The organism is Erwinia rhapontici (assembly GCF_020683125.1).
GTDB lineage: Bacteria > Pseudomonadota > Gammaproteobacteria > Enterobacterales > Enterobacteriaceae > Erwinia > Erwinia rhapontici.
On the sequence record NZ_CP085627.1, the window covers coordinates 3673495 to 3699390 of the forward strand.

24 protein-coding genes are annotated in these 25896 nt (G+C 55.1%); 10 read left to right on the plus strand and 14 right to left on the minus strand.

Translation table 11 applies throughout. The features are described from left to right. The first annotated feature begins 63 nt into the window (after positions 1 to 63). From narQ to acrD, 3 genes are all read left to right on the plus strand, one after another. Positions 64 to 1749, plus strand: coding sequence for a nitrate/nitrite two-component system sensor histidine kinase NarQ (gene narQ / locus LJN55_RS17030; protein WP_227534917.1), 1686 nt, complete (start codon positions 64 to 66; stop codon positions 1747 to 1749). Between the two features lie 2 nt (positions 1750 to 1751). After that, on the plus strand, positions 1752 to 2393 hold the full coding sequence (locus LJN55_RS17035) for a response regulator (protein WP_133845920.1): 642 nt from the start codon (positions 1752 to 1754) through the stop codon (positions 2391 to 2393). 203 nt (positions 2394 to 2596) lie between these two features. Further along, positions 2597 to 5710: a multidrug efflux RND transporter permease AcrD gene (gene acrD, locus LJN55_RS17040; protein ID WP_213202117.1), complete on the plus strand. Its 3114-nt coding sequence runs from the start codon at positions 2597 to 2599 to the stop codon at positions 5708 to 5710. Between the two features lie 103 nt (positions 5711 to 5813). On the opposite strand, the gene ypfM is transcribed toward acrD, so the two are convergent. Further along, on the minus strand, positions 5814 to 5873 hold the full coding sequence (gene ypfM, locus LJN55_RS17045; RefSeq protein ID WP_133845966.1) for a protein YpfM: 60 nt from the start codon (positions 5871 to 5873) through the stop codon (positions 5814 to 5816). 284 nt (positions 5874 to 6157) lie between these two features. Next, a complete protein-coding gene (locus LJN55_RS17050) occupies positions 6158 to 6352 on the minus strand; it encodes a hypothetical protein (protein WP_133845918.1) in 195 nt (64 codons plus the stop codon). Positions 6353 to 6607: 255 nt separating this feature from the next. On the opposite strand from LJN55_RS17050, the gene LJN55_RS17055 reads away from it, so the two are divergent. Genes LJN55_RS17055 through LJN55_RS17065 form a run of 3 tightly spaced genes read left to right on the plus strand, consistent with a single transcriptional unit; the run spans position 6608 to position 8320 of the window. Then, complete coding sequence (locus tag LJN55_RS17055) at positions 6608 to 6991, plus strand: ArsC family reductase (protein WP_133845917.1); 384 nt, start codon at positions 6608 to 6610, stop codon at positions 6989 to 6991. 2 nt (positions 6992 to 6993) lie between these two features. Then, a complete protein-coding gene (gene dapE / locus LJN55_RS17060) occupies positions 6994 to 8121 on the plus strand; it encodes a succinyl-diaminopimelate desuccinylase (RefSeq protein WP_227534918.1) in 1128 nt (375 codons plus the stop codon). Positions 8122 to 8131: 10 nt separating this feature from the next. Further along, entirely contained in the window at positions 8132 to 8320 is a 189-nt protein-coding gene (locus LJN55_RS17065; RefSeq protein ID WP_062744795.1) for a YpfN family protein, read from the plus strand. 98 nt (positions 8321 to 8418) lie between these two features. On the opposite strand, the gene ypfH is transcribed toward LJN55_RS17065, so the two are convergent. From ypfH to dapA, 6 genes are all read right to left on the minus strand, one after another. Then, on the minus strand, positions 8419 to 9105 hold the full coding sequence (ypfH, locus tag LJN55_RS17070; protein ID WP_227534919.1) for an esterase: 687 nt from the start codon (positions 9103 to 9105) through the stop codon (positions 8419 to 8421). Positions 9106 to 9187: 82 nt separating this feature from the next. After that, positions 9188 to 11185 (minus strand): tRNA(Met) cytidine acetyltransferase TmcA, encoded by a 1998-nt coding sequence (locus LJN55_RS17075; protein ID WP_227534920.1) that lies wholly within the window; start codon positions 11183 to 11185, stop codon positions 9188 to 9190. Positions 11186 to 11190: 5 nt separating this feature from the next. Next, positions 11191 to 12051, minus strand: coding sequence for a KPN_02809 family neutral zinc metallopeptidase (ypfJ, locus tag LJN55_RS17080; protein WP_133845914.1), 861 nt, complete (start codon positions 12049 to 12051; stop codon positions 11191 to 11193). 166 nt (positions 12052 to 12217) lie between these two features. After that, positions 12218 to 12931, minus strand: a complete 714-nt coding sequence (gene purC / locus LJN55_RS17085) for a phosphoribosylaminoimidazolesuccinocarboxamide synthase (RefSeq protein WP_133845913.1) — start codon at positions 12929 to 12931, stop codon at positions 12218 to 12220. 161 nt (positions 12932 to 13092) lie between these two features. Beyond that, positions 13093 to 14121: an outer membrane protein assembly factor BamC gene (gene bamC, locus LJN55_RS17090; protein WP_133845912.1), complete on the minus strand. Its 1029-nt coding sequence runs from the start codon at positions 14119 to 14121 to the stop codon at positions 13093 to 13095. Positions 14122 to 14136: 15 nt separating this feature from the next. After that, positions 14137 to 15015, minus strand: coding sequence for a 4-hydroxy-tetrahydrodipicolinate synthase (gene dapA / locus LJN55_RS17095; RefSeq protein WP_133845911.1), 879 nt, complete (start codon positions 15013 to 15015; stop codon positions 14137 to 14139). A gap of 143 nt (positions 15016 to 15158) precedes the next feature. On the opposite strand from dapA, the gene LJN55_RS17100 reads away from it, so the two are divergent. After that, positions 15159 to 15710 carry a glycine cleavage system transcriptional repressor gene (locus tag LJN55_RS17100; protein WP_133845910.1) on the plus strand — a complete coding sequence of 184 codons (552 nt, stop codon included), beginning with the start codon at positions 15159 to 15161 and terminating at the stop codon, positions 15708 to 15710. Between the two features lie 83 nt (positions 15711 to 15793). Then, the gene (gene bcp, locus LJN55_RS17105) at positions 15794 to 16261 is read left to right on the plus strand and encodes a thioredoxin-dependent thiol peroxidase (protein ID WP_133845909.1); all 468 of its coding nucleotides are present in this window, start codon (positions 15794 to 15796) and stop codon (positions 16259 to 16261) included. Positions 16262 to 16316: 55 nt separating this feature from the next. On the opposite strand, the gene LJN55_RS17110 is transcribed toward bcp, so the two are convergent. The 3 genes from LJN55_RS17110 to LJN55_RS17120 all read right to left on the minus strand — a co-directional run bounded on the left by LJN55_RS17110 (position 16317) and on the right by LJN55_RS17120 (position 19963). After that, the gene (locus LJN55_RS17110; protein WP_167864721.1) at positions 16317 to 17372 is read right to left on the minus strand and encodes an AI-2E family transporter; all 1056 of its coding nucleotides are present in this window, start codon (positions 17370 to 17372) and stop codon (positions 16317 to 16319) included. An 81-nt stretch (positions 17373 to 17453) separates the two neighbouring features. Beyond that, positions 17454 to 19064 carry a sensor domain-containing diguanylate cyclase gene (locus LJN55_RS17115; protein ID WP_227534921.1) on the minus strand — a complete coding sequence of 537 codons (1611 nt, stop codon included), beginning with the start codon at positions 19062 to 19064 and terminating at the stop codon, positions 17454 to 17456. Between the two features lie 296 nt (positions 19065 to 19360). After that, positions 19361 to 19963, minus strand: coding sequence for a DsrE family protein (locus tag LJN55_RS17120; RefSeq protein WP_133845906.1), 603 nt, complete (start codon positions 19961 to 19963; stop codon positions 19361 to 19363). A gap of 673 nt (positions 19964 to 20636) precedes the next feature. On the opposite strand from LJN55_RS17120, the gene bepA reads away from it, so the two are divergent. Both bepA and arsC read left to right on the plus strand, forming a co-directional pair. Further along, positions 20637 to 22100: a beta-barrel assembly-enhancing protease gene (gene bepA / locus LJN55_RS17125; protein ID WP_133845905.1), complete on the plus strand. Its 1464-nt coding sequence runs from the start codon at positions 20637 to 20639 to the stop codon at positions 22098 to 22100. Positions 22101 to 22118: 18 nt separating this feature from the next. Beyond that, positions 22119 to 22472, plus strand: coding sequence for an arsenate reductase (glutaredoxin) (gene arsC / locus LJN55_RS17130; RefSeq protein ID WP_133845904.1), 354 nt, complete (start codon positions 22119 to 22121; stop codon positions 22470 to 22472). 24 nt (positions 22473 to 22496) lie between these two features. Here arsC and hda read toward each other — a convergent pair whose 3' ends face one another. The 3 genes from hda to upp form a co-directional block, all read right to left on the minus strand. Then, the gene (gene hda / locus LJN55_RS17135; RefSeq protein ID WP_133845903.1) at positions 22497 to 23204 is read right to left on the minus strand and encodes a DnaA inactivator Hda; all 708 of its coding nucleotides are present in this window, start codon (positions 23202 to 23204) and stop codon (positions 22497 to 22499) included. A gap of 116 nt (positions 23205 to 23320) precedes the next feature. Then, positions 23321 to 24610 carry a uracil permease gene (uraA, locus tag LJN55_RS17140; protein ID WP_133845901.1) on the minus strand — a complete coding sequence of 430 codons (1290 nt, stop codon included), beginning with the start codon at positions 24608 to 24610 and terminating at the stop codon, positions 23321 to 23323. Positions 24611 to 25049: 439 nt separating this feature from the next. Further along, a complete protein-coding gene (gene upp / locus LJN55_RS17145) occupies positions 25050 to 25676 on the minus strand; it encodes a uracil phosphoribosyltransferase (protein ID WP_133845899.1) in 627 nt (208 codons plus the stop codon). Between the last annotated feature and the right edge of the window lie 220 nt (positions 25677 to 25896).

Below are 25896 nucleotides of genomic sequence, written 5' to 3' on the forward strand. Positions count from 1 at the left end.
TAGCCCTTCTGTAAACGATGACATGACGTTATAATCACCCTTATTAAATTAAGGATAATTACTTTGCCCCTCACACGCTCACTGACCTCCAGCCTCGCCCGCGCCTTGTTTGCGATAGTCGTGCTCTCCGTTATCTCAAGCGGCCTGGCGCTATTAATGCTGTCCGGCAGCCTGCGCGATGCGGAAGCGGTCAATCTGGCGGGGTCGCTGCGTATGCAGGTCTGGCGACTGAACTGGGACGTCACCGCCCACTCTCCGCTTTATGCGCAGCATATGGCGGACTACCAGCGCACCTTACACTCACCTGCCCTCACGGCGCTGGATCGTTTCTATGTGCCTGCTACCGTGCGTCAGCGCTATCGGGAATTGCTGATAGCGGCACAACACCCCGCCTCTCAGATGGCCGGGAACCCGGGTCAGGTGATCCATCAGGTGGCGCAAATCGATCGGTTCGTGCTGGCGTTGCAGCACTGGGCGGAACGCAAGATGCGCCTGGCTGCCCTGACCTGTTTGCTGGGATTTGTGGCGATCGCGCTGCTGGTGTATCTCATTCTGCGCCGTATAAGACAGAGCGTGGTTGGGCCGTTGCAGCAATTGGTCAGCGCCAGCGAGGCGATTGAACAGACCGATTTTCATCTGCCCCCGCTCAGTACCCACCTGCCCAATGAGCTTGGCGTACTGGCGCGGGCGTTTACCCGGATGTCAGGCGAGCTGGAAAAGTCATGGCGGGCAATGTCATTAAACGTTGAGGAAAAAACCGCCGATTTAATACGCGCTAACCGCCGTCTCAGCCTGCTGTATGCCTGTTCGCAGCAGCTCAGTCATAGCGTGAAAGGGCAGGAGGCGTTTTTGCAGACGCTGCAGCTGGTGTCTGACCATGAAAAGCTCAGTTTCATTGCCTTGTCTACGCCCGAGTTTGGCTCACTGTCTGTCGGTCACATTCTGGCCGACAGACAGTGGCAAATGCTGCCGTTACGCCGGCACCCGCAGCAGCCCATCTGCGGAGAACTGCGCTGGCAGGCCGATCAAAACGAGTCGCCGCTAATGAACAGTGTGGCTTCGTTGCTGGTCCATGGGCTGGAACTGTGGCAGGCCCAGCAGCAGGTACAAAGCCTGCTGCTGCTGCAAGAGCGGGCGGCGATTGCCCGTGAACTGCATGACTCGCTGGCGCAATCCCTGACCTTTTTACGGATTCAACTGGTCAGGTTAAAGCGCGCACTCAACGCTGATGCAGCAAGCGAACGGGCTATCGTGGAAGAGTTTGAGCAGGCGCTATCCACGGCTAACCGTCAGCTACGTGAGTTGTTAACCACTTTCCGTCTGAGCATTGAGCCTGCCAGCCTGGCGCGGGCGCTGGAACAGGTGATCGCCCCGCTGCGCCCACAAAGCACGGCCGCCATCACACTGGTGTGCCAGTTGGATGTCCAGCTTCCGGCACAGCAACATATTCATGTTTTACAGATCGTACGTGAAGCCCTGCTCAATGCGGTACGTCATGCTCATGGGACGGAAATTTGTGTCAGCGGCGATAATCATCCCACAGAAGGAGTGACCCTCACCATCTGCGATAATGGCGTGGGTATGGCCACAATCGAAGAGCCGGAGGGGCATTACGGCCTGAATATTATGCATGAACGCGCTGCCCTGCTGAACGGCGAGTTAACGATTACGCGTGGTGCAAACGGGGGCACCTGCGTGTCATTGCATTTTACACCGCTCACCGAAAGCGGACCGGGAAAGGAATTATGATCATGGAAGAGCACAAAAAAATCAGTGTGATGATTGTCGACGATCACCCGTTGATGCGCCAGGGCATTCGCCAGCTACTGGCACTGGAACCCCATTTTGACATCGTGGCTGAAGCCAGCAACGGTGAAGACGCACTGATCAGCGCGCGGGAACTGCACCCGGCGTTAATCCTGTTAGACCTGAATATGAAGGGCTTATCCGGGCTGGAAACACTGCATGCACTGAGAGCCGAGAATATTCTTTCCCGCGTCGTCGTGCTGACCGTCTCTGACCATCGCCGCGACATTTCCGCCCTGCTGGAGGCGGGCGTCAATGGTTATCTCCTGAAAGACAGCGAACCGGAAACGTTACTGCATCACATTATTTTGGCCGCTAAAGGTGGCACCGCCTTCAGTGCACCTTTAGAGGCATTGCGTCACAACGATAACGGGAAGGCCGATCCGTTCATCAACCTGACAATCCGTGAACGGGATGTGATGAAAGCGGTGGCTTTGGGTCTTTCCAATAAAGAGGTGGCAGAGAAGCTGGAGATTTCAGATCAAACGGTCAAAGTGCATCTGCGCAACGTCACGCGCAAACTGAATGTACGCTCCAGGGTAGCGGCTACCGTGCTATGGCTGGCGTCGCATCACGCCAGTCTGTAACGAAAATGCGTCGTATCAGCACGATAATTTACATATTCTCCTCAATTTCTCCACGATTGTTCGCGCAACCGCGAGTAAAGTGATTCACTGCCGGAGCGCGTTGAATAATTAGAGAAATTTGCTCCGCACTGAACTCTCAAACGCCGCAGGGAACACAGGCATTCTTTTCTTCTTTTTTCAGACAACATGCTGCGGAGCTTGAGATGGCGAATTTCTTTATCGACCGCCCGATATTTGCCTGGGTACTGGCGATCCTTATGTGCCTGACGGGTGGGCTGGCGATTGTTTCCCTGCCGATTGAACAATATCCTGACCTGGCTCCCCCCAACGTCCGTATCACCGCGAACTATCCTGGTGCCTCTGCTGAAACACTTGAAAACACTGTGACCCAGGTGATTGAGCAGAACATGACGGGCATCGATAACCTGATGTACATGTCGTCGCAGAGCAGCAATACCGGCCAGGCAACCATCACGCTGACCTTCGAAGCCGGGACCAACCCTGACGAAGCACGCCAGCAGGTGCAAAATCAGCTTCAGACCGCGCTGCGTAAACTGCCGCAGGATGTCCAGTCGCAGGGGGTGACGGTCAATAAAACCGGCGACACCAATATTCTGATGGTGGCTTTCGTCTCCACCGACGGCAGCATGGATAAGCAGGATATTTCTGACTATGTAGCCAGTAATATTCAGGATCCTCTCAGCCGTATTGACGGTGTGGGCCAGGTGGATGCTTACGGTTCACAATATGCGATGCGCATCTGGCTCGATCCTGACAAACTGATTAACTATGCCATGACCACGGGCGATGTCGTCAGCGCCATCGAATCGCAAAACAGTCAGGTCGCTGTGGGCCAGCTCGGTGGGCTACCCTCGGTTGACCGCCAGGCACTGAATGCCACCATTAACTCTCAGTCGCTGTTGCAGACACCGGAACAGTTCCGTGCGATCACGCTCAAAGTCAATCAGGATGGCTCAGTTGTCACGCTGGGTGACGTGGCACAGATTGAACTAGGCGCGGAGAAATATGACTACCTCAGCCGCTATAACGGCATGGCGGCGTCAGGGCTGGGGATTAAGCTGGCATCCGGTGCCAACGAACTGCAAACGGATACGCTGGTACGCGCCCGTCTTGACGAACTGTCCCACTACTTCCCGCACGGACTCAAAGCCGAAATTGCCTATGAAACCACGCCGTTTGTAAAAGCCTCCATCGAGGATGTGGTGAAAACGCTGTTTGAAGCGGTGCTGCTGGTCTTCCTTGTCATGTACCTGTTCCTGCAAAATTTCCGTGCCACGCTGATCCCGACGATTGCCGTTCCGGTGGTACTGCTGGGTACCTTCGGCGTGCTTTACACCTTTGGCTACAGCATTAATACCCTGACGATGTTTGCGATGGTGCTGGCCATCGGCCTGCTGGTGGATGATGCCATCGTGGTGGTGGAAAACGTCGAACGAATAATGAGTGAAGAGGGGTTATCCCCGCGGGAAGCCACGCGTAAATCGATGGGGCAGATACAGGGAGCGCTGGTCGGTATTGCCCTGGTACTGTCGGCGGTATTTATTCCGATGGCGTTCTTTGGCGGCACCACCGGTGCGATCTATCGTCAATTCTCGGTGACCATTGTATCCGCCATGGTGCTGTCGGTGCTGGTGGCAATGATCCTCACCCCGGCCCTCTGCGCCACACTGCTTAAACCGCTGGCGAAGGGCCATCATCACGGGCGGCGCGGTTTCTTTGGCTGGTTTAACCGCATGTTCAACCGTAGCGCCGATCGCTACGAGCGTGGCGTGGGGAAAATTCTCGCCAAAGGCGGCCGCTGGCTGCTGCTCTATCTGGCGCTGATTGGCATTATGGCCTTCCTCTTTCTCCGCCTGCCGACGTCATTCCTGCCGCTGGAAGATCGCGGCATCTTCACCACTCAGGTCCAGCTGCCGCCAGGTTCCACCCTGCAACAGACCATGAAAGTGGTGGAGAAGGTGGAAAAATACTATCTGACAGAAGAGAAAGACAACGTGCTGTCGGTGTTTGCCACCGTCGGTGCCGGGCCGGGCGGTAACGGGCAAAACGTGGCGCGTATGTTTGTGCGACTAAAAGACTGGCAGGATCGTACCGACAGCCACAACACCGCCTTCGCCATTATCGAACGCGCCACCAAAGCCTTCGAAAAAATCAACGAGGCAAAAGTGATCGCCAGCAGCCCGCCAGCGATCACCGGCCTGGGTAACTCCGCCGGGTTTGATATGGAGTTGCAGGATCACGCAGGGCTGGGCCATAACGCTCTGATGAACGCGCGTAATACGCTGCTGGAGCTGACACAGAAAAATCCGCAGTTGACCCGGGTACGCCACAACGGTCTGGATGACAGCCCGCAGCTGCGTATTGATATTGACCAGCGTAAAGCCCAGGCGCTGGGCGTATCGCTTGATGATATTAATGCCACGCTGCAAACGGGCTGGGGCTCAACCTATGTGAATGACTTCCTCGACCGTGGGCGTGTGAAAAAGGTCTATGTTCAGGCCGATGCAAAATTCCGTATGCTGCCAGACGACATCAGTAAATGGTATGTGCGCAACAGCAGCGATCAGATGGTGCCCTTTACCGCATTTGCCCGCTCACACTGGGAGAGTGGATCCCCACGTCTGGAACGTTACAACGGTTATTCTGCGGTCGAGATTGTGGGTGAATCCGCCGCGGGCGTCAGTAACGGGGCTGCAATGGATGTGATGGAGAAGCTGGTCAGCCAACTGCCCACCGGGATTGGTTTGCAGTGGACCGGGGCATCGCTTCAGGAGCGTATGACCGGTGCCCAGGCACCTGCCCTGTACGCGCTGTCGTTACTGGTGGTATTCCTTTGTCTGGCCGCGTTATACGAGAGCTGGTCGATCCCGTTCTCGGTGATGCTGGTGGTGCCACTCGGTGTGATCGGAGCGCTGGTCGCTACCTGGTTGCGCGGGCTGGAAAACGATGTTTACTTCCAGGTCGGTTTACTGACGGTCATTGGTCTGTCTGCAAAGAATGCCATTCTGATTGTCGAGTTTGCCAATGAGATTAATACGCGCGGGCGCGACCTGGTCGAAGCCACACTGGAAGCCTCGCGCCAGCGTCTGCGGCCGATTCTGATGACCTCTCTGGCCTTTATCTTCGGTGTGTTGCCGATGGTGATCAGCAATGGTGCGGGTTCCAGCAGCCAGCATGCGGTGGGAACCGGGGTAATGGGCGGGATGATCTCGGCTACCGTGCTGGCGATATTCTTCGTCCCGCTGTTCTTTGTGCTGGTCCGTCGGCGTTTCCCGTTGAAAGATAAACCTCAGTAACTAAAGCAAAAAGGCAGCCGGTGAAGGGCTGCCTTTTATAATTTTGGTAACTGAAGGTAAAGCATTTTGATGCAGTCGCCGTGCTTTTCTTTTCTCAAATTCATTACTTACGTAACATTGATTCGATAAAGTCTTTCCAGTTCCCCAGTTCTAAATCAATCATAATATCCTCTCTTATTTTGTAGGTTTATTTTAAGAGTATTCCTAAGCAAAAGAAAGACGGGGATCACAATTGCTGCTATCGGCGGAAACCCTTTAAAGGGCGCGTGATGAATTTGTGTGGCAACGCACAGTTCGCGGGTAATGATTTCGCAGGAAATTATTAGCAGTAGCACAGAATAGGCTTTTGCGCTGTTGACCCAAAAAATCCACTGCCGGAGGATGTCACCTGTCACGATCGTTGCCAGAAAGGTAAAACATCGACCCCTGGCGGGGCCGGATGCATCATTACTTGAGAATGATCACTTTGTCATAACCGCCGCTTTCGCTGTCGATATGCGTTTTGGCATCGGGATGTTCACGCATCACCGCGTCAACAACATGTGCAAACTCTTCACAGCGGGTTTTCTTTTTACGCTTCAGCACAATGGTCGACTGGGTTTCTTCCACCGTATGTGCGGCAGACTCTTTCATGTAGTTCATCGCTCCCCTCCTCTCGATCGCGGGCCTTCTGCCCTGGTAAACGGTGCTCATAGCAATAATGCTACGTTGAGCTCTCCCGAATATAGATGAATCCCACAAAAAACAGAAGGGTACAGAAGTCTGACTTTTACTGACTGCGCATCAAACGTTCTTCAGATGTCACCGTCTTTCCTCACCCTAAGGGCTGCCTGTTGGTGCCATCCGCTGTAGACTGTATGCCAGGCGCGTATTCACTGGCACAGGAACCCTTTTTTCATGACAGACAACACCGCAAAAAACACCTTAACGATGTACGGCATTAAAAACTGCGACACCATCAAAAAAGCCCGTAAATACCTGGAAAGCCAGGGCGTGGACTATCAGTTCCATGACTACCGCGCAGACGGGCTGGATGCCGCTTTGCTCCAGCGCTTTATCGATACGCTCGGCTGGCAGGCGCTGCTCAATACCCGGGGCACTACCTGGCGGAAACTGGAAGAGTCGGAGCGTAATGCGGTGGATAATCCAGCAACTGCGCTGAAGTTGATGCTGGCACAGCCTGCAATCATTAAACGCCCGTTGCTCTGTGCGCCAGACGGCTCTATGCTGCTGGGCTTTAGTGAAACCACCTATACGCCGTTTATCCAGGAGAAGTCATAATTATGCACTGTCCGGTCATTGAGCTGACGCAGCAGCTTATTCGTCGCCCTTCCCTCAGCCCTGACGATGCGGGTTGCCAGGCGATTCTGATTGCCCGTCTCCAGGCGCTGGGTTTCACTATCGAACCGATGAATATGGGCGACACGCTGAACTTCTGGGCATGGCGCGGCGAAGGCGAAACACTGGCGTTTGCCGGCCACACTGACGTGGTGCCCACCGGCGATGCAAATCTGTGGATCAATCCCCCGTTTGAACCGACGATCCGCGACGGCATGCTATTTGGCCGTGGCGCGGCTGATATGAAAGGGTCGCTGGCCGCGATGACCGTTGCCGCTGAACGCTTTGTCACAGCACACCCGAATCATAAAGGGCGTCTGGCTTTCCTGATCACCTCCGATGAAGAGGCCAGCGGGACTCATGGCACCGTTAAGGTGGTGGAAGCGCTGATGGCGCGCAACGAACGCATGGACTACTGCGTGGTAGGCGAACCCTCCAGCACCGAAGTGGTGGGCGATGTGGTCAAAAACGGTCGTCGCGGCTCGATTACCGCCAATCTGACTATCCACGGCGTTCAGGGCCATGTGGCCTATCCGCACCTGGCTGATAACCCGATACATCGGGCGATGCCTGCGCTGAACGAGTTGGTCGCTACCGAGTGGGATCGCGGTAATGAATTCTTCCCGCCGACCAGCATGCAGATTGCCAACGTCCAGGCCGGCACCGGGAGCAACAACGTCATTCCCGGCGACTGTTTTGTGCAGTTCAATTTCCGTTTCAGTACCGAGCTGACCGATGTACTGATTCAGCAGAAAGTGCAGGAGCTGCTCGACCGCCACCAGTTGCGTTACAGCATTGAGTGGACACTCTCCGGGCAACCTTTCCTGACATCACGCGGGAAACTGGTGGATGCGGTGGTCAACGCGGTTGAGCACTATAATGAGATCAAGCCGCAACTGTTAACCACTGGCGGCACCTCTGACGGACGCTTTATTGCCCGTATGGGCGCACAGGTTGTGGAACTCGGCCCGGTGAATGCCACCATTCATAAAATCAATGAGTGCGTCAAAGCCGCCGACCTGCAGCTCCTTAGCCGCATGTACCAGCGGATCATGGAACAGCTGATCGCATAAAGGTGAGATGATGGAATTTATAAAACATTACTGGTGGATCCTGGTGATCCTGCTGATGATTGGTATTCTGATGAACGTCTACAAAGACCTGAAGCGTATCGATCACAAAAAGTTTCTCGATAACAAACCCGAACTGCCTCCGCATCGTGATTTCAACGATAAGTGGGATGACGAAGACGACTGGCCGAAAAAGAAATAGCGCCATGAAACACAAAGGCCGATCGAAACAGATGATCGGCCTTTGTGCGTTCATTGCAGGGGCGGACTTTCTTTTCCGGTCCGCCCCGATCCCCCGCATCACATCAACGCCACAACATCCTCATCGCCCGGTTTACTGCCGCTAAACGCTTCATCAAAGTAGCGACGCGGCACGGTAAATTGCAGGCGTTCGAGCGCACACTGCATCGCGTGGTCATCAATGGCATGGGGAAGGTCGGGGGCGATATCCAGAGTGACATCGCCCCCGAGCGCCGTTAACCGCTCCTCTGCGTCCAGCGCATGGGTCAATGGCAGCACAGTATCATTATCACCGTGGATCAAATGGATGGTGGTGCGTGTGCTTGCCTGATGCGGCAACGTGATATAGCGCCCGCTAAACGCCACCACCCGCCCTGCCAGCCCGCTCTGTGCCTTCACCGCTTCCAGCACCATCGTTGCCCCCTGGGAAAAGCCAATCAGCGCCGTTGCATCGGCTTTGACACCGCTTTGCTGCTGCCAGTGGCGAACGCTGGCGATAAACCCGTCCATCACCTCCGCCACCGCCTGCTGGGGTTCGGCCGCAGAGGGATCAAACCACTGGAATCCCCCTTCCGCATTCTGCTCCGGTCCGCCGATGCTCACCACCAACGCACGGGGAAATGCGCCGGTAAACCAGCGGCCAATTTCACTCATGGCGACCGGATTATCGCCCGCAGCGTGATACAGCAAAAACAGTTGGCTCGGGGGTAACGAGGGGGTCTGGACGACAACATGGTCATATTTCATCAGGATCTCCTTAATGCGATAAGACGATCATACGCCCCTCAGCGATAATGAAAATGGCGTATTTTTGACGATGATGTTGGATTTATTGCAACGAGTTGATCCACTGCTCGCACTGTTGCGCCCGGGAGGCATCCAGCCCGATCAGTGCCTGCTGTACCTCCTGTCGCCACGCCACCAGCAATGCTTTACGTCCGCTCAGAGTGAATCGCGCGCAAATGTCGGCCGCTGACTGCCCCTCCAGCAGCGCAGCATGCAGAAGCGGCAGTGTACCGACATGCTGGCTGACCAGACGCCCCAGCGCAGCAAAACTGGCCTCAAAGGGCCGCTGTGCCCAGGCGAAACCGCACAACGCCTGCCAGTCATCTTCCGTCAGCATCAGATCCTTGTGGTCTGCCAGCGGCAGGTCCTGCCCATCGACCTGCTGACGCAGCCAGTAACCGTCCCGCGCCAGCTGCTGAACCAGACCAGCGGTCAGGCGCTGCCCCGCAGAACTAAGCGGCAGCACAGCCATCGCCGCATAACACCCGCTGCTGGCTTCACGCTGGCTACCGATGCGCACCAGCTTAAAACCACAGCGCTGCCAGAAACGCCACAGCGGTTCGGTAAAGCCAAAGCTGACCGAGAGATAGTCCAGCCCCTGGGCATGCTCAAGCGCATGGGCGATCAGCTGCTGTCCGATACCGCGTCCGCGCAGCAGCGGTGAGACGGCAATGCGGCTGATACGCCGTGAACGTAGCTGCGGCGCAACCAGTGACCCCCCGTGGGCCGCCAGCGACTGAGCAACAAGATTACCGCGCGGACGCCGTTTGCCTGCCCATACCGCCGCCGCCAGCTCCGCTGATAATCCGCCTTCATCGACCAGCCATAGCGCGCCCTGCACGTTCTCTGCCTGCGTGGCCACCAGAAAATGCATACCCGGTGCATCCATCATGCGGCGCAGGTCCAGCGGCGAAGTGCGATAGTGGGCGCTGGTCAGCAGTTGATAGATCGCCGTCATGCGGGCCGGCTGCCGCAACCAGTCATCCTGCTCCAGCGCGCTGTAGTGAATGGCTCCCTGCTGTGGCTCAGCGCTGCCATCCTCGAACAGCAGCATCCCGGCGACAATCTGCTCCAGAGGATCGTTAGCCGCCCAGCGCAGCGGCTCATCAAGCTGGTAGTGCGTCACCGCGGGCAGTGAGGCGCAGAACTTCAGCATAAAGCCACGCCCGGTGCCCTCGTAGCCCTGCACGGTGGTGGTCAGCAGCACCCGGGGGAATAATGTCACCAGCCGCTGCAACAGCGGTGCCGGAATGGCGGCAGCCTCGTCAATCAGCAACCAGTCAACGCCGGGTACACACTGTTCTGCTTCTGCCAGCAGCCGGTCTGGTGCCACAAACTGGAAGCGTTCTCCGGCAAACTGCGCCAGCACATCCGTCGACACCCGGCCAGGCGCGGTCACCCGACAACGTCCCGGCCAGTGAGCCGCCAGCATCCCCGCCAGTGCAGATTTTCCACGCCCGCGGGCAGCGGTCAGCGCATAAATCCCGGGGGGGGCATTGAGAAGCTCGGTGAGAATGTTCTGCTGCGCGCGATGATCCGCCTGCCAGTCGGGCTGGATAGCAACAGGGGAAAGCGTTTGGGGAAAAGGCTGACGCCACAGCACAACGCGCGGGTCGGCCAGTATCGACTGTTGAACATGATGCACAAAGTGCGTGCTGGCACAGGGCGTGTCTCCCTCACTCCAGCGCAGTGAGTCGGCATCCGGGCGCTGCGCCCAGCCGTCCCATTCGGGTACCAGCAGCAGCAGCCAGCTGCCGGCACGCAGGGTACCCGCCAGCGCGGCAAAAGCCTCAGCATGAAAGCCGTCACGGGCATCAAACACGGCATGGTGGAACTCCCGCCCCAGCAGCGTGCGGATGGCCTGCGGCTCACAGCAAAGCCCGGTGCCCTCGGGTTTCCCCGCCCACAACCAGTCGCCGGGCAATTGTGCCATCACATCAGCGGCCTGCTGTGCGCACCACGCAGGCTCACCGCTGATCACCAGCAGACGGCGCCAGCCCTGTCGTTCAATCTGAGCCGTTGCCGTTATCAGATCATGCACCCGCGTTAACCCGCAAAGGTATTACACTGGCCAGGATTGCCGCTGTCGAAACCTTTCTTAAACCAGGTGTAACGTTGCTGCGAAGTGCCGTGCGTAAAGCTGTCCGGCACCACTCTCCCCTGGCTGCGCTGTTGCAGGCGGTCATCACCAATGGCCTGGGCAGCATTGAGCGCCGACTCAAGGTCACCGGTTTCCAGGATATTTTCCTGCTGCATATAGTGGCCCCAGACGCCGGCAAAACAGTCGGCCTGCAATTCCATTTTCACTGACAGCTGATTCACTTCGGCGCGTCCGGCGTTCTGTTGCAACTGGCGAACGTTTTTATCAATACCCAACAGGTGCTGCACATGGTGGCCCACTTCATGAGCGATAACATAGCCCTGAGCAAATTCTCCACCCGCACCCAGTTTGTTGGTCATTTCGTCATAGAAGGAGAGGTCGATATACACTTTACTGTCTGCCGGGCAGTAGAACGGCCCCATTGCCGACTGTCCGCTGCCGCAGGCGGTTGAGGTCTGGCCGCGGTACATCACCAGCGTGGGCGGCTGCCAGGTCTTATTCATTCGCTGGAACAGCTTCTGCCAGGTATCTTCCGTCAGGGCAAAAACGGTACGGGTGAACTGTGCCGCTTCATCTTCTTTCGGCGTGACCCGACGCTGCTGCTGAGTCGTTTGTGACATGGAGGTGGTGTCCCCGGTCAGCAAAGGCGTCAGATCGTAGCCATAGTAGCTGGCGATCGCCACCAGGATCAGCAGAACAATGCCCCCTTTGCCACGGGGAATACGTATACGCCCACCGCCAACCGTCCCGGATTCGTTACGGCGATCTTCCACATTGTCGCTTTCGCGACGCCCTTGCCAGCGCATAAATTTTCCCTCGTGATCATCACAACAACATATCAGTCGATTTTAGTCTGACGCAGCGGGGAACACCAGAAAACGCGGGGGGTAGAAAGGATATAACAAAAAAGGTCAGGCAAGCCTGACCTTTCCATAATGCAGTGTGATGGGGCGGATCAACCGCGCCCGGCAATCAGTCCAACTTCACACCCAGACGATTCGCCACTTCTTCGTATGCTTCGATCAGGCCACCCAGACTCTGGCGGTAGCGATCTTTGTCCATCTTGTTCAGGGTTTCCTTATCCCACAGACGCGCTCCGTCCGGGGAGAACTCATCGCCCAGCACCACTTCGCCTTTGAACAGACCAAACTCCAGCTTGAAGTCGACGAGGATCAGACCGGCATCCGAGAACAGCTTAGTCAGAACGTCGTTCGCTTTGTAGGTCAGCTCACGCATACGGGCCAGATTTTCTCTGTTGACCCAGCCGAAGGTCTCACAGTAAGACTCGTTGACCATCGGGTCATGTTTAGCATCGTCTTTCAGGAACAGGTCAAACAACGGTGGATTGAGCACCAGGCCCTCTTCCACGCCCAGACGTTTTACCAGAGATCCGGCCGCACGGTTACGCACTACGCATTCCACCGGCACCATATCCAGCTTCTTCACCAGCGCTTCGTTATCAGAGAGCAGGGCTTCCATCTGTGTTGGGATCCCGGCTTCCTGCAGTTTTGTCATAATGAAATAATTGAACTTGTTGTTAATCATTCCTTTACGGTCAAACTGTTCGATACGCTCACCGTCCAGCGCTGACGTATCGTTACGGAATTCGAGTACCAACAGATCCGGGTTTTCGGTGCTGTAAACGGTTTTCGCTTTGCCGCGATACAACTCAGCTTTTTTCTGCATCTTGTTTAACTCCAAACGATATAAGTGACACTATCAGGGCGGCGGTGCCGTCCCGTTAAAATTTTGCCTGGCGGAATTATATGTTCCGCGGGTAAAAAACCGAAGCAATCGTTTACGTAATACCAAATAAAAAAGGCCAGAGAATCTCTGGCCTTCCTGGCTTACTTGCTGAATGCGGCCTGGAACACCGCCACCAGCGCATCATTCTGCGACTGGGTGAGCGGATGACCCTTCGGATCAAGGAACTGCAGACTACTACGGTTATCCAGGTCACCGACCTGAAGTTTGTAGTCACCATTTTTCAGTTCAGGATCTTTGGCACCCAGTTCATCAAAGGTGCTGCTACCCGGCGCTTTGTACGTCACGTTCAGGCTACCCTGTGAACGGTTGTTATCCGTGACTTCCATACCCATGCGGTTCAGGGTCGCTGGCAGACGCTGCCAGACAACGTTGAATGGCGCACGCAGGATCAGGTTAGGCAGACCGGTATCATCCGCCCCACTCTGCACATCAATCTGCGTTGGGCTGCGGCTGGCGGCGGCATCTTCACGGCCAGTTTCAATCTTATCCAGACCGGTGCTGATCTCGTTCAACATCTGCGCAGTGTAACGCTGGATCTGCACCGGGGACGTGACGACTTTGTCCTCCTGCTGCAACTCCAGCAGTTTCACTGTCAGCGCCTGCTGACCGCCCTGCTGCTGAACGCTTAACTGATAACGACCACGATACTGGTTGTCTTCATCAGCACGGTTCCACTGGACCCAATCGGTGGTCAGCGACTGACGAGCATCCTGACGGTCAGCGATCGGGAACTTGGCAGCCTGCACCACATCAACAACCTGCGGCCAGAGTGCACTACGGGTATCGACCAGCAGCGTACCGGTATTGCCGGCAAACTGGCTACGCGTACCGTTCATCAGCGCCAGCGTCTGGGCTGGTGGACGAATATCCAACTGCTTACCCACCTGCCCTTTGCTGCTGACGTTTGGTATGTCAAAGTCGCCATTTTGCAGCGGCAGGATCATGCCAGCAGGTGCGCGCAGATCGCTAAGATCGGCTGCCTGCAGGTAGGATTCGTCACCGCTCACCTGACGCTTGTAACGTTGGTCGTTAGAACATGCTGCAAGCAGCATCACCAACGACAGTCCCACCACTTTCGCTACCGTGGACTTTTGTACTGAGTAAGCCATTAATTCTCCCTAAATTTAAAGCAGGCCAGCGTTTTTCAGTGCCTGCTCAACAACCGGACGACCGGCATCGGTCAGCGGCGTCATAGGCAGACGCAGCGTATCGGTTGCTATTAATCCTAATCGTTTCGCAGCCCATTTCACCGGGATAGGATTCGGTTCAACAAACAGTTTCTGATGCAGGTGCATCAGGCGCTGGTTCAGAAGGCGTGCTTCAGCAAAGTTGCCCTGCTGTGCCAGAGCACAGAGTTCAACCATTTCACGTGCGGCAATGTTTGCCGTGACGGAAATAACGCCGTGCCCGCCCAGGTGCATAAAGTCCAGCGAGGTGGCGTCATCGCCGCTCACCAGCACAAAATCTTCATTTACACGCTCTTGGATCTGACTTACCCGCGATAAGTTCCCGGTGGCCTCTTTGATTCCGATAATATTTTTAATTTTGGCCAGCCGACCGACGGTTTCCGGCAGCAAATCGGTGCCGGTACGTGACGGTACGTTATATAACATCTGCGGAAGAGCGGTGCTTTCTGCGATGGTTTTGAAATGCTGATACAACCCTTCCTGAGTAGGACGGTTGTAATAAGGGGTGACGGTCAGGCAACCGACAACGCCGGAGTTTTCGAAACGTTTGGTCAGAGAGACGCCTTCAGCCGTGGCATTTGCACCGGTCCCGGCAATAATCGGAATACGGCCATCTGCCAGCTCCAGCGTCAGCATCACCACATCACCATGTTCATCATGGCTGAGGGTGGCAGATTCGCCTGTCGTTCCTACAGAAACAATTGCCGCGGTGCCGCTGGCAATATGGTAATCAATCAGTTTTTTCAGACTCGCACGGCAGACATTACCTTTGTCATCCATCGGCGTAACGAGTGCAACAATACTTCCCGTGAACATTAGCCATCCCCTCGACAAACAAGTGCTTCATGGTACGTTTGTACGAGCAGTAAAAGCAAGCGCGCAGGGCGGCTCAAGCGCTTGTCAGCAGTTTTTTTTATGTTTACCTTATAGTTATTAGTATTTGGACAGGAAGCTTGATTTTGCCACAGTCATCGCAACACCATTTGGTTATCACTGCCCTTGGGGTAGACCGCCCAGGGATCGTCAATGCCATCACCCGTCATGTCAGCAGTTGCGGATGTAACATTGAAGATAGCCGGCTTGCTATGCTGGGCGACGAATTCACCTTTATCATGCTGTTATCCGGTAGCTGGAATGCCATCACCCTGATTGAATCCACTCTGCCATTAAAAGGAGCCGAACTGGAACTGCTGATCGTGATGAAACGCACCAGCGCCAGCACACGTCCTCCGATGCCCGTAACGGTGTGGGTTCAGGTGGATGTGACCGACTCCCCGCATATCATTGAACGCTTTACCGACCTGTTTGATTCGCATCAGATGAATATTGCAGAGCTCGTCTCACGGACGCAGCCAGCAGATGAAAATCAGCCTCCACTGCTCTATATTCAGATAACCGCCCACAGTCCGGCCAGTCAGGATGCTTCATTTATTGAGCAAGCGTTTAACCGACTCTGTACAGAACTCAATGCTCAAGGCACTATTAAGGTGGTTTCTCATCACGGAGCGTAAATCTGGCTAACCGCGAGAGAGAAAGTGCGCACATTTACCCATAGAATGTCCCCATAGCATGATGATAAAAACGGAGAGTTGTGATGAATCCACTGAAAGCCGGTGATACCGCACCGAAATTTAGCTTGCCCGATCAGGATGGCGAACAAGTAAATTTAGCCGACTTCCAGGGACAGCGCGTTCTGGTTTATTTCTACCCGAAAGCGATGACACCAGGCTGCACCGTACAGGCATGCGGTCTGCGTGACAGCATGGATGAGCTGAAAAATGCTGGCGTTGATGTCTTAGGCATTAGCACCGATAAGCCGGAAAAACTGTCGCGCTTCGTTGAGAAAGAGCTGCTGAACTTCACCCTGCTCTCTGATGAAGACCACCAGGTTTCTGAACAGTTTGGTATCTGGGGCGAGAAAACCTTTATGGGGAAAACCTATGATGGGATTCACCGTACCAGCTTCCTGATCGGTGCGGATGGTAAAGTCGAGAAAGTCTTTGATGATTTCAAAACCAGCAACCACCACGATATCGTGATGGATTACCTCAAGTCAGCATGATTTGAACGTGCGGGTCGGCCTTTTTCCGGTCGACCCGTAACGATTTAACCCGTGATTATTTGGCCAACTCATCCGGCCAGGCATGTACGACCGCTTTGACCAGCGTCGCCAGCGGGATCGCAAAGAACACGCCCCAGAATCCCCATAGCCCGCCAAAAATCACCACCGACAGGATGATCACCAGCGGATGCAGGTTCACGGCTTCTGAGAACAGCACAGGCACCAGAATATTGCCATCCAGCGCCTGGATAACCAGATACACCATCATCATGGTCCAGAAGTCACCGGACAATCCCCACTGCCCCAGCCCAACGCCCACGACCGGGATGGTCACCACCATCGCACCAATATAGGGGATCAGCACGGAAACACCGACCAGCACCGCGAGTAATAGCGCATAGTTCATGCCAATCGCGAGGAAGCCCAGCCAGCTGACCACCCCGACCACGATCATCTCCAGCACTTTACCGCGAATGTAGTTAGACACCTGCTGGTTCATCTCAATCCAGACCTGTCCGGCCAGGCCACGGTTACGTGGCAGCACACGCCGAATGGCGCTCAGCATTTGTTCTTTATCCTTTAGCAGGAAGAACACCATCAGCGGCACCAGCACCAGATAGATCGCCAGTGTCATTAACCCCACCAGCGAGGCGAGAGAATATTTCACCACCTGGTCACCCAATCCACTCAGGCGACTGCGCAGGTTTTCCACCACAATATCGATAATTCCCACATCCATCAGCGTAGGAAAACGCTCCGGCAGACGCAGGGCAAACTGATAGAGGCGGGTGAGCATGGTGGGCAGCTCATGGGTCAGATTAATGCCCTGCTGCCATGCCACGGGGGCCACCACCAGCATCAGAACCAGCAGCAGCGTTGCAAAGACAATCAGCACCAGCGTTACCGCCCAGGTGCGCGAGCAGCCAAGCCGCTCCAGCCGCACCGTTGGCCACTCCAGCAGATAAGCCAGTACCAGCGCCACTAACAGCGGGGCCAGCAGGCCATTAAAGAAAAACAAAATGCAAAATGCAGCGATTAAAATCACCAGCAACGCAATCGCCTGGGGATCGCTGAAACGGCGACGATACCATTGCGTAAGAAGTTCCAGCATGGGAGTCCTTGCCTGAAAAAGAATAAAGAAGAGTGTACCTGATACGGCCCGCCCTTGTGAAAACAAGAGCGGGCGTAAAAACTACTGCGGCAGCACCTGCACAACGGCAGGCGGTTCAGTGATATTTTTCGCGAAAATCACCCGGTTACGTCCGGCATTTTTTGCCTGATATAACGCATCATCCGCCAGCTTGAAGGTCTGATCCATCGTATTGCCACTTTCCGGTGACCAGAAAGCCACACCCACTGAAATGGTAATATGGCCGACAGGATCCAGCGACAGCGCTTCAATGCGCTTACGCACACGTTCAGCAATCATCATGGCCACATCGCGATCGGCGCCCGGCAGGATCATCAGGAATTCTTCACCGCCATTACGGCAGATCACATCGGTCTGCCTGGCACTTTGCTCCAGCTGACGCGCCACGGTTTTGATCACCGTGTCACCTGCATCATGGCCGAACGTATCATTCACCCGTTTAAAGTAGTCGATATCCAGTGCCAGCACGGCAAAAGGCTGGGTGGTGGCCAGAAAATAGTCCAGTACCGCATTCAGGCCACGGCGGTTGAGCAGGCTGGTCATCGGGTCAGTCTGTACTTCACTTTTCAGGCGGCCAATTTTATCCTGCATCAGTGAAATCCCGACCAGCAACGCACGTTTGATCTGTGACGCCTCATAATACCAGGAGCGGATGCTGTTGATCTCTTTCGAGACATTTTGCGTATCCATCTGGCTGGCCTTGCGCGCCAGCTGCCATAGCGGCAGTGCAATGCGTTGTGCAAGGATCAGCGCAATAATCAGCGTCAGCAGAGCAAACGGCACCGAATGCTTCAGCACTTTCAGCAACAGGCTGTTCAGCGGCGCCAGCGTGGCCTCCGTGGGTTTAAGCGCCACGATGGTCCAGCCTGCCGTCGGTACATTGGCATAGCCCGCCAGCATCGCATCACCGTTTTCGGCGGTCACCTGCTGATGGCCATTACTGGATTTTTTACGCTGTTCGTTACCGATTAACGGATCGATGGTTTTCCCGATCAGCTGACGATCCTGGTGATATAACACCTGGTTCTTTTCATCGATCACATACAATGACGAACCGTCGCGATAGAACTGCTCGCCCAGCAGAATGTTAAGGATGCTTTTTTTCTTCAGGTAAATAGAGCCGCCGACATAGCCGAGGTAGCTGCCGGTTTTCGACCAGATCGGCCAGGAGATAAACACCAGCAGATTATTGGCAGCAGACATCGTTGGCGGGCTGACCAGTGGCTTGCGTTCTGTGAGCGCCTGTTTTGCCGCGCTGGAGCTGAGATGCATGCCTTTCAGCATCAACGACTCCGGCGAGATCGCGCGCACCCAGCCGTTGGCATCAACAATCACCACGGAGTTAAAACTGTTGGTTTGTTCGCGCAGGCGATCGACTTCATCCTGCAGAGTGGCATCGTTACCCAGGCCATTACCCAGCACTTTAGCGCTGTAAGAGAGCTGTGACTCAGCCAACTGGAAAAACACTTCGGTAGTGGAGGCCAGCTTGGTGGCATAAACCCGGTTTGATTCCAGTGTGTTACCGATCAGCACATCGCGCTGCACACGCCAGCTGGCGTACAGAGAATTAGCGAGTGTGATCACGATACTGGCGACAGCCAGCAGCGTAATAAGGGTGCGCAAGTCCGTTTTTGGCCGCGATAGCCTCAACATGGACTCACCTTCGTGAGAAACATCATCATCTGCGCCTTATATTTTATTATGCGCGTTAATACCCCATCGGCTTCACACGGCAGGTGTGAAAAATGCGGAGTATGTCTTTGAGTGCGAGTTATGCCCTGGTAAAGCACGTGCCAATTGTACACCTCTCAGCCGATTTGGGAATATTCTGAATCGCGCAGGGCCAATAAATATTTTGGTTAAAGCGAGATAATCATGCGGCGCAGCAATGCAGCGAAGGAGAGGAAAATCGAGGCCAGGCGGGCCGAGGGCCCGCACGGAACAGCCGTCTACATCGACAGGAAAGCATATCCTTGATTTTCAAGGGTCGATACGGTTGTTGGGCTAGAGAGTGCATGGGTAACCGACCGATCAATCCAGTTGCTTTGGAAATGATGGAAGGCCACAGACTGATCGCACACGGACACATCTACCCCTTTGGCACGCAGGGCGCCAATCAGTTTCAGGTTAGGATTATCGATGCCATAAATCCGGTGATACTGCTCATTGTTCAGCATGGCGGGCGTACCCTCCCCCGTTACTGACACCACAAACTTCAGTTTTTCTGTCGGAACACCGGACGCCACATACAGATTCACCACACGCGCCACACGTTCCAGCCCCAGGTTCGGGTCCTGGGGTGCGTTTTCGGCGCGGGTAATCTGGAAAACAATTTTATTGCTGTCATTGATGTTGGGTTTGTAAGCAACATCTGACTCATAGTGCATTTTCCCATAACCTTCAATGGCGGGCGTTGACCAAAACCCTTCAGGATCGCTGACCGGTGCAACACGATTGCTGATCTTGTCGATAAGCTCAGGCGCTTTGGTAAAACTGGCCCCGACAAAACCCGCGACAGCCGCAATCAGAACATAAGACACCACAGAACGCATAAAGAACTCTCCGCAAAACACCGTTGTGACTGCGATATTACACAGCCTCATCACAAACGCTTACCGCCGTTTTCCATCACAGAGACTGGATAGTCCCCCTCTAAAACAGTGCCGGAACGTCACTGTGTAGCATCAGCTAACAATGCCCGTAGACAGCCGTCATCAGGCAGGTCCATACCAAACTACAGTCGCGGGTCCCTCTCGCCGTCAGATCATTGTTATTACCGTAACTGACTGGATATCTTTATACTTTTTAATGGTTCGCCATTGTTCACCCGCCGCCCAGCCAATGATAATTTTGCTTATGTCGTCTTACACTGCCCTCTCCTACGACAGGGACGTTTTTAAGAAAAAACCTGGTCAATTAGCATGCCACTATCAATAAAACTGATTAAATTTACCTAACTTTTAAATTTAAGCCGAACCATTGCGCCGATGAGAGCGACATTCACCTGCTCTGTCGGGGAGCGCCCCCACACCGCCCTGTTCAGTTTTTTACCGCAACATCGTGTGCGTAATTGACGAGTACCGGCAGACGTCACTATTTTAGCCATTTCATTCGCCCCGGGCTGTGGTTTAAGATGTGGAATTAGTGCGTCTTTTTCTACGTACATGCAGAACATTTCGGCACGTTGCCGGTCAAAAAACTGGACTTCCTTGTTAGGGTTTACGTATGTTCATCCGATTAAAGAAAAGCCTGCTGGCTTCGCTGGTGGTGACACTGCTGACGGGTAGCTTGCTTCCGGCACATGCCGATATCAGCGATAATCTGCCGGATATCGGTACCACCGCAGGCGGCACACTGTCGATTAATCAGGAACTGGCGATGGGCGATTTTTATGTGCGCCAGTTGCGTGCCAGTGCCCCTATCATCAACGACCCGCTGCTGAATCAATATATCAATCAGTTAGGGCAGCGCCTGGTGACCCACGCCTGGTCGGTAAAAACCCCGTTCCATTTTTACCTGATCCGTAACGATGAAATTAACGCCTTTGCTTTCTTTGGCGGCAACGTTGTCCTGCATTCCGCCCTGTTCCGCTACAGCGATAATGAAAGCCAGCTGGCCTCCGTTATGGCGCATGAAATCTCCCACGTGACCCAGCGTCACCTGGCGCGCGCGATGGAAGAGCAGCAACGTAATGCGCCACTGACCTGGGTCGGCGCGCTGGGATCCATTCTTCTTGCAATGGCCAGCCCGCAGGCGGGGATGGCGGCATTGAGCGGCACGCTGGCAGGGGCTCAACAGGGCATCATCAGTTTTACCCAGCAAAATGAACAGGAAGCGGACCGCATCGGCATTCAGGTGCTGCAGCGCGCCGGTTTTGACCCGGAAGCGATGCCCAACTTCTTGCAGAAGCTGGCGGACGCCTCCCGTTTTGCGTCAAAACCACCGGAAATGCTGCTGACGCACCCACTGCCTGACAGTCGTCTGGCCGATGCGCGGAACCGCGCCAATCAGATGAAGCCAGTGGTGGTGCAGTCCTCGCAGGATTACTACATGGCCAAAGTCAGGGCGCTGGGGATGTTCTCAACCGGACAGAACCAGTTGGGCACCGATCTGCTGACGACCCTGGCGCACGGTAACAGCCGTGAACAGTCCGCCGCGCTATACGGGAAAGCAGTGTTGCTGCTGGGGGAAAGTAAGTTTACGGAGGCGCGTACTATTATTGCGCCACTGCTGGCAAAGCAACCGGATAATCTGTGGTATCTCGATATCATGACCGACATCGATATCGGGCTGAAGCAGCCTCAACAGGCGATAAACCGTCTGCTGGCCGTTAAAGGGGTAAACAACAATCCGGTATTGCAGATTAACCTCGCCAACGCCTATGTGGAGGCCAAACAACCGGCCAATGCCAGCAAAGTGCTCTACCGCTACACATGGGCGAACAAAGATGACCCCAACGGCTGGGACTTGCTGGCTCAGGCCTCGGCGGATCAGAGGCTGACAGATGAAGAACAGGCGGCGCGAGCTGAAGGTCTGGCGTTAAGCGGCCAGCTCGATCAGGCCATCCGCAGCCTGAGCAGCGCCAGTGCAGCCGTAAAACTGGGCAGCCTGAAGCAGGCACGTTATGACGCACGCATCGACCAGCTGCGCCATTTGCAGGAGCGTTTCCGTCAGTACCAGAAATCATAACGAATCCTGAGGATAGCCATGTCAGAGGTACAGATTTACCATAACCCGCGCTGCTCCAAGAGCCGCGAAACGCTCGCGCTGCTGACCCGCCAGGGAATAACGCCTGAGGTCATCCTTTATCTGGAGACCCCACCCGATGTCGCCACGCTGAAAACGCTGTTGCAGCAGCTGGGATTCACCAGCGCGCGTCAGTTGATGCGGACTAAAGAAGCGCAGTATAAAGCGGCGGGTCTGGACGATTTAACGTTAACGGAAGCGCAGTTACTGGCCGCGCTGGTCGCTGAGCCGAAGCTGATTGAACGCCCGATTGTTACCAATGGAGGCAAAGCGCGCATCGGCAGACCGCCGGAGCAGGTGCTGGAGATTCTTTAAGGAAGAAAGCCTGGCGCAGAGCAACTACAGCGCCAGTGTCTCTTTAACGAAGGGAATGGTCAGTTTACGCTGGGCGCTGATAGAGGCCTGATCGAGCTGATCCAGCGTCACAAAAAGCGTACGCATTTCACGATCGAGCCGTTTCAGCAGGAAGCGGCCCACATCTTCCGGTAGTTCAAAACCGCGTAATTTTGCACGTAGCTGTAAGGCCTGCAATTTATCTTCATCGGAAAGCGGTTGCAGCTTATAGATCTGCCCCCAGTCGAGACGCGAGGCCAGATCCGCCAGCTTCAGGTTGAGCTGACGCGGTGGACGATCACCCGTGATCAGCAGTCGTGTTTTACCGGTTTCCAGAATGCGATTATACAGATCGAAGATCGCCATTTCCCAGGGTTCATCCCCGGCAATGCACTCGATATTGTCGATGCAGATCAGCGCGAGCTGCTCCATGCCATCGAGCACTTCAGGCACAAACCAGGTGCGTTTATCGAGAGGAACATAGCCCACCGCCTCACCTTTGGCCGACAGTTCGGCACAGGCGGCATGCAACAGGTGGCTGCGTCCTCCGCCCTCGCGGGACCAGAAGTAGAAGTAACTCCCGTGTTGCTGATGCAGTGCGCCCTGAAGCGCAGCCAGCAGCGACGGATTTTCCCCCGGCCAGAAGCTGGCAAAGGTTTCATCGTCGGGCAGGTAAAGTGGCAGTGAGAGCTGTGCCGGCGTGTTCAGATTCACCTCAGGGTTTGAGCAGGCAGAAAACGGGAAAATTCTACCACAAGTCGTTCAGGATCATGAAACGCTAAGGTCGGGAGATGCAATGAGGCAGGGGCAGCCAGAGCTGCCCCTTAGATTTACTGTGCGTCGCGACGTTCGTCCTGCACCTCAATCACCTCTTCTTCCTTACTCAACAGACTGATCGCTTTGAAAATCAGGCTGAGCGTCACACCCACCACGGTGGCAAGTGCCATGCCTTTCAGCTCAGCGGCACCAATGTGTACTTTCGCTCCACTGACGCCGATGATCAGGATCACGGAGGTCAGGATCAGATTCTGCGCTTTGTTGTAATCCACTTTCGATTCAATCAGTACGCGAATACCCGATGCCGCAATCACACCGTACAGCAACAGCGATACGCCGCCCATCACCGGGACTGGCACGGCCTGAATTGCCGCAGCCAGCTTACCCACGCAGGAGAGCATGATGGCCAGAATCGCTGCACCGCCAATTACCCAGGTGCTGTACACGCGGGTAATCGCCATCACGCCGATGTTTTCGCCATAAGTGGTATTGGGCGTTGAGCCAAAGAAGCCGGAGAAAATGGTCGAGATGCCATTGGCAAACATTGAACGATGCAGACCCGGGTCTTTCAGCAGGTCTTTCTTCACAATATTCGCCGTTACCACCAGGTGGCCGATATGTTCGGCAATCACCACCAGTGCCGCAGGCAGAATGGTGAAAATGGCATACCACTCAAAACGCGGGGTGTAGAAGGTTGGCAGGGCAAACCAGTGGGCTTTCGCCACCGGCGTCCAGTCGACAATGCCCATGCCATAGGACAGTGCGTAGCCCACCAGAACACCGATCAGAATCGGGATAATTGCCAGAAAACCACGGAACAGCACGGAGCCAAAGACCGTTACGCCCAGCGTGACCATCGAGATAATAATGGTTTTGCTGTCAGCCATGCTGCCATCGGCTGGTAACAAACCGGACATATTCGCCGCCACGCCCGCCAGTTCCAGACCAATCACCGCCACAATCGCGCCCATCGCCGCTGGCGGGAACATCACGTCCAGCCAGCCTGTACCGGCTTTTTTGACGATCAGCGCCACCAGGCAGAACAGCACACCACACATAATGAAACCGCCCAGCGCCACTTCATAACCCAGCGGTAACAGCAGCAGTACCGGGGAGATAAAGGCAAAGCTGGAGCCCAGATAAGCCGGGATTTTACCTTTACAGATAAACAGGTACAGCAGCGTGCCGATGCCGTTGAACAGCAGCACCGTGGCCGGGTTGATATGGAACAGGATGGGTACCAGGACCGTCGCGCCAAACATGGCGAACAGATGCTGGAAGCTGAGTGGAATGGTTTGCAGCAGCGGTGGCCGCTCGTGTACGCCAATTGCACGACGCGTCATGATGTTATTACCCCTTGAGTTTGCCTTTGCTATAAAAAAACCGACTCTCTGGTCGGTTTGATGCTTATCGGGGCGGGCATGCCCGCCCCCTACGGATTATTCGCGGATTCGGCGCTTGCCGGGCCGGGCATGCCCCACCCCTACGAATTACTCGCGGATTCGGCGCTTGCCGGGCCGGGCATGCTCCCCCCCTACGAATTACTCGCGGATTCGGCGCTTGCCGGGCCGGGCATGCCCCACCCCTACGAATTACTCGCGGATTCGACGCTTGCCGGGCCGGGCATGCTCCACCCCTACGAATTACTCGCGGATTCGGCGCTTATCGTGCCGGGCATGCCCCACCCCTACGAATTACTCGCGGATTCGGCGCTTGCCGGGCCGGGCATGCCCGGCCCCTACGGGGTTCGTAGGGGCGAGGCACGCCTCGCCCGCAGCCGGCTTATTTAGTACCGAAGATCTTATCGCCTGCATCGCCGAGGCCTGGGATAATATACCCCTTCTCGTTCAGCCCCTGATCGACTGAGGCAGTGTACAGCTCAACATCCGGGTGCGCTTTTTCCAGCGCAGCAATACCTTCCGGTGCCGCGACCAGTACCAGCACCTTAATGCTGTTACAGCCCGCTTTTTTCAGCAGGTCGATAGTAGCAATCATCGAACCACCGGTTGCCAGCATCGGGTCAACCACCAGTGCCAGGCGCTCTTCGATGTTGGACACCAACTTCTGGAAATAGGGTACTGGCTCCAGTGTTTCTTCATCGCGGTACACGCCAACGACACTGATGCGGGCGCTTGGCACATGTTCCAGCACACCTTCCATCATGCCGAGACCAGCACGCAGAATAGGAACAACGGTAATTTTTTTACCTTTGATCTGTTCGATTTCAACCGGACCGTTCCAGCCTTCAATGGTCACGGTTTCGGTTTCCAAATCGGCAGTGGCTTCATAAGTCAGCAGACTTCCCACTTCTGATGCGAGTTCACGGAAACGTTTGGTGCTTACATCATGTTCCCGCATCAGACCCAGTTTATGTTTGACCAGCGGGTGTTTGACTTCCACGATCTTCATTGTTGTACTCCCGGAGTGTTAAGCTGCAAAAAAAATCGCGAGATTATAGCGCCATTTATCCCCGGCGCCATATGACTTAGTGCAATACTTTGCACATCTCCTGCAACCCCTCTAAGAATTAGCTAAAATCCAGCTATCCGCAATGCGCAATAAGATGGCACTCGCAAACGTTTGCCTGCGCTGCTAGAATTGCCGCGCTTAAACTTACCACCACACCAAC

Coding starts and splice junctions, on each gene's coding strand:
- purC (WP_133845913.1), bottom strand. CDS start 12,931: ATGCAGAAAAAAGCTGAGTTGTATCGCGGCAAAGCGAAAACCGTTTAC.
- LJN55_RS17115 (WP_227534921.1), bottom strand. CDS start 19,064: ATGTTGAGGCTATCGCGGCCAAAAACGGACTTGCGCACCCTTATTACG.
- bcp (WP_133845909.1), top strand. CDS start 15,794: ATGAATCCACTGAAAGCCGGTGATACCGCACCGAAATTTAGCTTGCCC.
- LJN55_RS17110 (WP_167864721.1), bottom strand. CDS start 17,372: ATGCTGGAACTTCTTACGCAATGGTATCGTCGCCGTTTCAGCGATCCC.
- LJN55_RS17120 (WP_133845906.1), bottom strand. CDS start 19,963: ATGCGTTCTGTGGTGTCTTATGTTCTGATTGCGGCTGTCGCGGGTTTT.
- uraA (WP_133845901.1), bottom strand. CDS start 24,610: ATGACGCGTCGTGCAATTGGCGTACACGAGCGGCCACCGCTGCTGCAA.
- LJN55_RS17035 (WP_133845920.1), top strand. CDS start 1,752: ATGGAAGAGCACAAAAAAATCAGTGTGATGATTGTCGACGATCACCCG.
- dapA (WP_133845911.1), bottom strand. CDS start 15,015: ATGTTCACGGGAAGTATTGTTGCACTCGTTACGCCGATGGATGACAAA.
- dapE (WP_227534918.1), top strand. CDS start 6,994: ATGCACTGTCCGGTCATTGAGCTGACGCAGCAGCTTATTCGTCGCCCT.
- LJN55_RS17055 (WP_133845917.1), top strand. CDS start 6,608: ATGACAGACAACACCGCAAAAAACACCTTAACGATGTACGGCATTAAA.
- ypfJ (WP_133845914.1), bottom strand. CDS start 12,051: ATGCGCTGGCAAGGGCGTCGCGAAAGCGACAATGTGGAAGATCGCCGT.
- ypfH (WP_227534919.1), bottom strand. CDS start 9,105: ATGAAATATGACCATGTTGTCGTCCAGACCCCCTCGTTACCCCCGAGC.
- LJN55_RS17065 (WP_062744795.1), top strand. CDS start 8,132: ATGGAATTTATAAAACATTACTGGTGGATCCTGGTGATCCTGCTGATG.
- bamC (WP_133845912.1), bottom strand. CDS start 14,121: ATGGCTTACTCAGTACAAAAGTCCACGGTAGCGAAAGTGGTGGGACTG.
- acrD (WP_213202117.1), top strand. CDS start 2,597: ATGGCGAATTTCTTTATCGACCGCCCGATATTTGCCTGGGTACTGGCG.
- bepA (WP_133845905.1), top strand. CDS start 20,637: ATGTTCATCCGATTAAAGAAAAGCCTGCTGGCTTCGCTGGTGGTGACA.
- LJN55_RS17050 (WP_133845918.1), bottom strand. CDS start 6,352: ATGAACTACATGAAAGAGTCTGCCGCACATACGGTGGAAGAAACCCAG.
- upp (WP_133845899.1), bottom strand. CDS start 25,676: ATGAAGATCGTGGAAGTCAAACACCCGCTGGTCAAACATAAACTGGGT.
- arsC (WP_133845904.1), top strand. CDS start 22,119: ATGTCAGAGGTACAGATTTACCATAACCCGCGCTGCTCCAAGAGCCGC.